9 protein-coding genes and 1 tRNA gene are annotated in these 7,464 nt (G+C 62.7%); all 10 read left to right on the forward strand.

Translation table 11 applies throughout. From position 1 onward, the window contains the following. Nucleotides 1–3 precede the first annotated feature (3 nt). Nucleotides 4–288, forward strand: a complete 285-nt coding sequence (locus KBY72_RS05390; protein WP_254960055.1) for a hypothetical protein — start codon at nt 4–6, stop codon at nt 286–288. Next, nucleotides 275–979 (forward strand): bifunctional demethylmenaquinone methyltransferase/2-methoxy-6-polyprenyl-1,4-benzoquinol methylase UbiE, encoded by a 705-nt coding sequence (gene ubiE / locus KBY72_RS05395; protein WP_254960056.1) that lies wholly within the window; start codon nt 275–277, stop codon nt 977–979. The genes KBY72_RS05390 and ubiE overlap by 14 nt, the downstream gene beginning before the upstream one ends. A 56-nt stretch (nt 980–1,035) precedes the next feature. After that, nucleotides 1,036–1,824, forward strand: coding sequence for an EAL domain-containing protein (locus tag KBY72_RS05400; protein ID WP_254993192.1), 789 nt, complete (start codon nt 1,036–1,038; stop codon nt 1,822–1,824). Nucleotides 1,825–1,975: 151 nt separating this feature from the next. Beyond that, nucleotides 1,976–2,563, forward strand: a complete 588-nt coding sequence (locus tag KBY72_RS05405) for a cache domain-containing protein (RefSeq protein WP_254960058.1) — start codon at nt 1,976–1,978, stop codon at nt 2,561–2,563. 27 nt (nt 2,564–2,590) lie between these two features. Continuing rightward, complete coding sequence (locus KBY72_RS14415) at nt 2,591–3,097, forward strand: GGDEF domain-containing protein (protein ID WP_254960061.1); 507 nt, start codon at nt 2,591–2,593, stop codon at nt 3,095–3,097. After that, nucleotides 3,094–3,984: a glycine--tRNA ligase subunit alpha gene (gene glyQ, locus KBY72_RS05415; RefSeq protein ID WP_106502163.1), complete on the forward strand. Its 891-nt coding sequence runs from the start codon at nt 3,094–3,096 to the stop codon at nt 3,982–3,984. The genes KBY72_RS14415 and glyQ overlap by 4 nt, the downstream gene beginning before the upstream one ends. Then, nucleotides 3,981–4,175: a hypothetical protein gene (locus KBY72_RS05420; protein WP_254960089.1), complete on the forward strand. Its 195-nt coding sequence runs from the start codon at nt 3,981–3,983 to the stop codon at nt 4,173–4,175. Before glyQ ends, KBY72_RS05420 begins: the two co-directional genes overlap by 4 nt. A 124-nt stretch (nt 4,176–4,299) precedes the next feature. Beyond that, nucleotides 4,300–6,243 (forward strand): ComEC/Rec2 family competence protein, encoded by a 1,944-nt coding sequence (locus tag KBY72_RS05425; RefSeq protein ID WP_254993193.1) that lies wholly within the window; start codon nt 4,300–4,302, stop codon nt 6,241–6,243. A gap of 36 nt (nt 6,244–6,279) precedes the next feature. Next, a tRNA-Ser gene (locus tag KBY72_RS05430) sits at nt 6,280–6,364 on the forward strand. A 184-nt stretch (nt 6,365–6,548) separates the two neighbouring features. Further along, nucleotides 6,549–7,464 (forward strand): tyrosine-type recombinase/integrase (locus KBY72_RS05435; RefSeq protein ID WP_254993194.1); only part of this gene is annotated, 916 nt, incomplete at its 3' end.

Genomic DNA, 7,464 nt, shown 5'->3' on the forward strand with positions numbered 1-7,464 from the left:
CACTTGTTCTCTGCCCTTCCCGTACTCCCGTCTAATGCCTCCACCGCAATTGCCCTCGGCATGGTGGCGGCTGTGGTGGCTCTGGTTGCTTGGGCGCTGCAGCTGATGCAGGCCGCCAACGATCGCCAGGAATTTTCGTTGATGCTGGCTGGCTGCATGGTGTGCTCAGCTGCAGTTGGCCTGGCCACCGTGATGGTGCTCACCTTCACCAGCCCCAGCTTTTTGCCTGCTGTGGATGCGGGCATCAGTCTCGATTCGATTGTGTTGCCTTGGGATGGCCAGCTTTAGGCCCGGAGATCCACATGCGGTTCAGGAGCTGTTTGAACAGATAGCGCCCCGCTACGACCAGCTCAACGACCTGCTCAGTTTTGGCCTGCATCGCCTCTGGAAACGTCAGGCGATTGCTTGGTTGCAGCCCCAGCCTGGCCAGCATCTTTTAGATCTTTGTTGCGGCACCGGCGATCTGGCCCTAGTGCTGGCTGACCGGGTGCGGCCGGGTGGAAGCGTGCTCGGCATAGATGCGGCCGCTGCCCCCCTGGCGGTGGCGGCCCGTCGGGCAGCCGCCCAGCCCTGGCTAGCGGTGAGCTGGCAGCAGGGGGATGCCCTGGCCACTGGCTTGGCGAGCGCTAGTTGCGATGGGGCCGTGATCGCCTACGGGCTGCGCAACCTCGCTGATCCAGGGGCAGGCCTGCTGGAGTTGCGACGGCTGTTGCGCGACGGCGGCCGCGCCGCAGTGCTTGATTTCAATCGCACCTCTGGGGCTGTAGAGAGTTTCCAGAGCTTTTATCTACGCCGGTTGGTGGTGCCCACCGCCGAGCGGTTCGGCATTCCCGAGCACTACGCCTACCTGGAGGAGAGCCTGCAGCGGTTTCCCACGGGCTCCGAGCAGCAGCAGCTGGCGAGGCGGGCGGGCTTCAGCGAAGTGAGGCATCGGCCCCTGGCTGGTGGCCTGATGGGTTTGCTGGAGCTGGTGGCCTGAGGCCAGTGGACAGCTTGGATCCTGGCTCCTGGTGTGCGGCCCGATTGTGACTACTATTGGAGTATCTGTTTTGCATAGGGGTTGAATCCCCAAGGGTTTTGGAAAACTTCTACATCCAGCCCATCATCGACCTTTCTTCCGGCCGGGTTTGCGGCGGCGAGGTCCTGTGGCGCCCCAACCACAACGTGCCCAGCTCTGAGGAGATTCAGGCTCTAGATGAAGATCCCGCTCTCAATATCTCCGTCACACAAGACTCTTTCATATTTGCTCTGCGGGCCCTCGACCGGATGCAGTCGAACGTGTGGCTGTCGGTGAATCTCTCCTGCCAGTACATCGGCTCTGGCAAGATGTTTTTCCGGCCGATCTCCAAGGCGGTTGGTGATCTCGAAACCCTGCGCCGCAAGGTTGGTCGCCGCCTGGTGGTGGAGGTCACAGAGCGTGGTGTGTCCGGCCAGCATGAGTCGTCGTTTATTAACGAGCTCACCTCGCTGCACACCATTGCGGTGGACGACTTCGGCACTGGAGATGCGCCCCTGTCCCACATGCTGAATCTGAATTTCAGCAAGGTGAAGGTGGATCGCTCGATTGTCTCCGGCATTGATGCCGATTCCTTCCGCCAGCGTTTTCTCAAGTGGCTGGTGTCTGGTTGTCACGCCATCAACGTGGATGTCTGCGCCGAGGGTGTGGAAACGGAATCGGAGGCCACCTTCCTACGCCGCATCGGCGTCAACCAGGGCCAGGGCTGGCTGTGGAGCAAGGCCATACCTGCTGAGCAGTTTGAAAACCTCACCGTGCCAAGCGCAGCCGTCACTGAGTCGCTCGGCCGCATGCTCAACGCATCCTGAATCAAAACCCCGTCGCTGGTATAGCAAATGCGTTGAACAATAACAGGCTGGCTAGATGCCTTTAATTCTCTATCTTTTGAGGGGTAACTTGGAGCTAAGTGCCCTATGACTCCGCTTACGCTAAGTAGCTTTTTCTTTTGGGCCTGTTTCGGTGCGGGCTGGGCGGCGCTTTCCGTTTTTGCCCACCATGGGGGTGCTGCTGCTCTGCGGTTTTGGAGCCTCCAGCGCCTTCAGCTACTTCAGTGCCCGCGGCATCCTTGATCGCCAGCTGGCCAACACCACCCTGCCGTTAACGGCCCAGGCGCTCTCCGGTGAAGTGGAGCAGTACCTCACCCCGCAGGCGCTGCTTTCGTCTTCAATGGCACGCAACACCTTCCTGGAGAGCTGGGTTGCCGCCGGGGAGCGGGATCAAACCGCAATGGTTGGCTGTCTCCGCAATATCCAGGCCGAACACGGAGCCACCACTGCCTTTTTTGTGTCCGATCGCACCGGTCGCTATTACCACCTAAACGGGGTGATTAAGTCTGTCTCCCCTAGCGATCCCAACGACCGCTGGTTTTACCGGGTGCAGGCCAGTGCCGATCCCTTTGAAGTCAACATCGATAGGGATACGGCCGATCCCAACCGGGTAACCGCCTTCACCAACTTTCGGGTGCTGGATCAGGCGGGTGGCTTCATTGGCTCTATCGGCTTAGGTATGGACGTGCGCGAGTTGGCCCGGGAGCTGAATCGCTATTAGGATCGCTATGGCGCCCGGGTGCTCTTGGTGACCCATGCAGGTCAGGTGGTGCTCTCCCCCGGCGCCGACTCTGGGGCAACCCTCAAAAAGGTTTCCGGGCTGGCTCCTTATGTTTCCCGGATCCTTAATCAGCCCGCCACATCCCTGCAGTTCCCCCATGGCGAGGGCCAGCTGTTCGTGAACAGTCGCCAGATCCCCGCACTCGGTTGGGTGATTGTGGTGCTGCAGCAAAACGATCCGAGCAAGGCAGCTCTGCTGTCGATCCTTGCTCAGAATCTGCTGATTGCCCTGGCGGTGTCAGCGGTGGTGTTGCTGCTGGCCGCTTCCTCCAGCTCGGCTGAGCCCATTGCCCCACCCACCCTCAGCTGCGGCGTCACCACCTATCAGCACGGTGAAACTCTTAAGGAGCTGCTGCTGCGGGCTGATCAGGTTCTCTACACGGCCAAGCGTGGGGGGCGTGATCGGGTTGTGTGCCTGGAGGCTGAGGCCCCCCTACTGGGCAGAATCGATCCAAAGCCCAGCACAGCAGCGTGAACTTCCAGGACATCATCAGCACCCTGAACCGCTTCTGGGCCGACCAGGGCTGCCTGATCCTGCAGCCCTACGACACCGAGAAGGGCGCCGGCACGATGAGCCCCCACACGGTGCTGCGGGCGATCGGGCCCGAGCCCTGGGCCGTGGCCTACCCCGAGCCCTGTCGCCGCCCCACCGATGGCCGCTACGGCGACAACCCCAACCGGGCCCAGCACTATTTCCAATATCAGGTGCTGATCAAGCCCAGCCCCGATGGCATCCAGGAGACCTATCTGGCCTCGCTGGAAGCGCTGGGCATCCGCGCCCGGGAGCACGACATTCGCTTCGTTGAAGACAACTGGGAATCCCCCACCCTCGGCGCCTGGGGTGTGGGCTGGGAGGTTTGGCTCGATGGCATGGAGGTCACCCAGTTCACCTATTTCCAGCAGTGCGGCGGCCTCGATTGCCGTCCGGTGTCGATTGAAATCACCTACGGGCTGGAGCGCCTGGCCATGTATCTCCAGGATGTGGAGAGCATCTGGGATCTGAGCTGGGATGGCAATCGCTCCTACGGCGACATCTGGCTGCCATTTGAGAAGGGTCACTGCGCCTACAACTTCGAAGCCTCCAACCCCGAGCGGCTTCAGCAGCTGTTTGCCATCTATGAGGCGGAGGCGGCAGATCTGGTGGCCAAGCAGCTACCCGCTCCAGCCCTGGATTTCGTGCTCAAGTGCAGCCACACCTTCAACCTGCTGGAGGCCCGCGGCGTGATCTCGGTCACGGAGCGCACCGCCACGATCGGCCGCATCCGCACCCTGGCCCGTCAGGTGGCGGAGGCCTGGCTGGCCGAAAGGGAAGCCCTCGGTTTTCCGCTGCTCCCTGAGGCCAAACGCCCCGTGGCGGCTTGAAGAGGCTGCTGCAGCGCTGCTTGCTGGTGGTGGTGCTGGCCGGCGGCAGCTTCCAGTTGGGGCGCTTAAGTGAGCGGGCCGTGTGGCCCTGTCGCCTGCGCCCGGTGGCCAAGCTGGTGGCACCGCTAGTGGGACAGGAGATGCCGAGCCGGGAGCTCTGCGAGCTGTTGCTGCAGATTCCTCGCCTCTAACCCCAGACCGCGTGGGAACCCTGGCTGGGTTCATGCGGAGTGGCCAGTGGCCTGTTGTGGGGGTGGGGCGAACACTGCCGGCGCAGCCGGGCCGCGCCTGAAGCCGCTTTTGTGGGGCCTGCTTTTGGCCCTGCTGCTGCTGCGGGTGGGCTGGCTGGCGTTCACGCCGCCCCAGCCGGCGGCCGGCGATCCAGTGCTTCAACTCGAGGCAGCCGGGGGCCCGCTGGAGCTGACGCTGCGGGGTGTTCTGCTCAGTGATCCAGTGCCCAGCGGTGGTCCAGTGCCCAGCGGCGGTGGTGGGGCCTGCCGGGCTTTGCTGCAGCTGCCCGTGGGCCGCACCGAACTGCGCTTTGGTCAGTGCCCGGAGCTGCAGCAGGGTTGGCGCCTGCAGGTGCAGGGCCGCCTGCGGCGCCCCCAGGTGTCGCCCTATCCCCTGCTGGCCGCACCGGCAGAGCGCCTGGTGCGCCAGGGGAGCTTCAGCCAGCTGCAGGTGCAGGATTTTGAGGTGCTGCAGCGTGCGGCAACGCCGGTGGCAGACCTGCGCCGCCGCATGGCCCAGGCGCTGGTGCAGCATGCCGGCCCAAACAACGGCAGCGTGCTGGCTGCCTTGGTGCTTGGTAGCGCCGTGGTGCCCGTGCCGGCGGAGCTGCGCGATGCCTTTCGGGCAGCGGGGCTATCCCATGCCCTGGCGGCTTCCGGCTTCCATTTGTCGGTGCTGCTGGGCGTGGTGCTGCCCCTGGGCAAGCGCTTGCCGCGGCTGGGGCGGCTCACTTTGGCGGCCGCGGCGATGGGCCTATTTGTGCTGTTGGCAGGCCCCCAGCCCTCCGTGCTCAGGGCAGTGCTGATGGGGGGCCTGGCCCTGGGGGTGGTGGAGTGCGGCTATCGCGGCAGGCCCTTGGGCATCCTGGTCGCCAGCGCCCTGGTGTTGCTGCTGGCGCGGCCCGACTGGCTGCTCGATGTGGGTTTCCAGCTCAGCGTTGTGGCGACTGCTGCACTGGTGGTGTCGGCCCGGCCGCTGGAGCTGGGCCTGCGCCGCTGGCTGCCGGGTTGGTTGGCGGTAGCCACGGCGGTGCCGCTGGCGGCCTCGCTTTACACCCTGCCGCTGCAGCTGCTGCACTTCGGCGTGGTGCCCCTCTATGCGGTGCCCGCCAATTTGGTGGTGGCACCCCTGCTCACCCCCCTCACCCTCGGGGCGATGGCCCTGGCCTGCCTGGCGGTGCTGCTGCCGCCGCTGCTGCCGCTGGCCACCGCGCCCGTGGCCTGGCTTACCAATGTGTTGGTGGCGGTGGTCAAGGTGTTTGCGGCGCTGCCCATGGCCCAGTGGCAATTGGGGCGCCCCGCCCCGGGCCTGGTGCTGCTCTTCACTGTGGCGCTGCTGGCGTTGGCCTGGCCTGCCCTGGCCCGGCGCTGGCGCCTTTTGGGTGGTGCCCTGTTTGCGCTGGTGGTGGTGGTGCAGTTCAGCTTGCTAAGCGGCGACCAGTTGTTGCTGGTGCACCAGGGGCGGCTGGATCTGCTGGTGGCGCGGCACCAGGGCCGGGCGGTGCTGGTCAGCAGTTCTGGTGATGGCTTCAGTTGCAGCCAGGCCAGCCAGCTGGCCCGGGGCCTGGGGGTGCAGCGCTACGACTGGGCCCTACTGCTAGATCCGCTGGCGCCCGAGCAACCGAACTGCTGGCAGGGGCAGGCGGGCCTGGTGATGGCCAGTGCCGATGGCAGTTTGCCGTTTCAGCCTGGTCAAAGGCTGGCTAGCCCTGGGCTGAGCGCCGCACCGGTGGCGATCGAGAGCCGGGCCATCCAGCTGCAGCTGGGCCGTTGGCGCTGGCTGCTGTTGCCCGACCGCCAGGCGCTCTGGGCCTGGCGGCAGCTGGCCGCTGATGGCTCAGAGCCAAGCGTGCTGCGCGGCCGAATTGATGGCGTCTGGCTGGGTTTTGCGCCCTCCGCCCGCGAGCGCCACCACCTCAAGGAGCTTGGCGCCAAGCGGCTGTGGCTCAGTGGCGCTGTCCCGGCGGGCTTGCCAGCGGCCTGGGCGGCCAGCGGTCCCAGTGGATACCTGCAGGCCACCCTCGGCTGACCGGTCCTTAGAGTGATCAAGACCCAGCGGGTCTTTGGAGAGGTGGCTGAGTGGTCGAAAGCGAACGACTCGAAATCGTTTGAAGGGAAACCTTCCGTGGGTTCGAATCCCACCCTCTCCGCTTCTCAAGAGTTTTCAAAGGGTCTGGTTCGTCCAGACCCTTTGCTGTATCTGGGTTTATGGAGGGTAGGCGGTCCAGGTGGATCCGCCTAGAACCAGTGATGTCCGCACAATGTGTGGGTGGAAGCGTGGGTGGAAATAGGGGTTGTGTGGGTGGATAAAATCTGTGTGGGTGGAATCCTGAAATGCCTCTCACAGACTCGCAGATTCGTGCTCTCAAGGCAACGGACAAAAGACAGAAACCATCGTGTGGGGACTCGTTGTGCTTGCTGGTAGAACCCATCAGCAAAGGAGGTGGCAAGTCCTTTGTTGGACGAATGAGGTTCCCACCTGGACGAGACAACCCAGTTGTTGATGTCCGTATTGGGGTCTACGGGAAAGGTCCAGGGAAATGGTCCCTTAAGGAAGCAAAGGATGAGTGGTCAGCAATCAAGATCTGGAGCAAGACTCACAACAGAGACCCAAGGGACAGGAAGAGGGATCAGAAAAAGGCACTTGTTCAGAGGACAACCTCACCCACCTTTGAGCAGGCGTGTGAGTCCTACCTCTCCGAATGGACCTCGGCAAACAACCAGGGGAAAAAGGAATACAGGAATCTCCTCTGGAATCAGGTCCTGCCTGAGTTCGGAGCAAAGACACCTGTGGAACAACTTGCTTGGGACTACCAGCATCCAGGAGGAAAGACCAGTCGCGAGTTGATGGTTGACTACTTGGGCAGGATCAGAAGAAAAGCACCTACTTCAGCAACCAAGCAACAGATGGTGCTCAAGGGGGTTTTTGAGAATGCGATTCGTAAGGGATGGATGGGCAGGGACCAGAACCCTGCTCTCAATGTCACCAGTCCTAAGGACAAGTCATCTCACAAGGTTCAGCATCACCCATATCCCTTCTGGGACCAACTGCCTGAGTTTTTTGAGGTATTTGCCCAAAACAAAGCAAATGGTGAATCCACTACTCGTGCTGGATGCTTGTTGACTTTTTTGACTGGGTTGAGAGTTGGTGCGATTTCAGGAATGAGGTGGGATGAGGTTGATTCAGAAAGGAACCTGTGGTTAGTTCCTGCCTCTCGTATGAAGACCTGGGATAATGGAGAAAAAAACC

The sequence above is a fragment of the Cyanobium sp. BA5m-21 genome (assembly GCF_024346235.1).
GTDB classification, from domain to species: domain Bacteria; phylum Cyanobacteriota; class Cyanobacteriia; order PCC-6307; family Cyanobiaceae; genus Cyanobium_A; species Cyanobium_A usitatum.

Bases quoted from the DNA above. Each gene is read 5' to 3' on its own strand.
- ubiE (WP_254960056.1), top strand. From the start codon at position 275: ATGGCCAGCTTTAGGCCCGGAGATCCACATGCGGTTCAGGAGCTGTTT.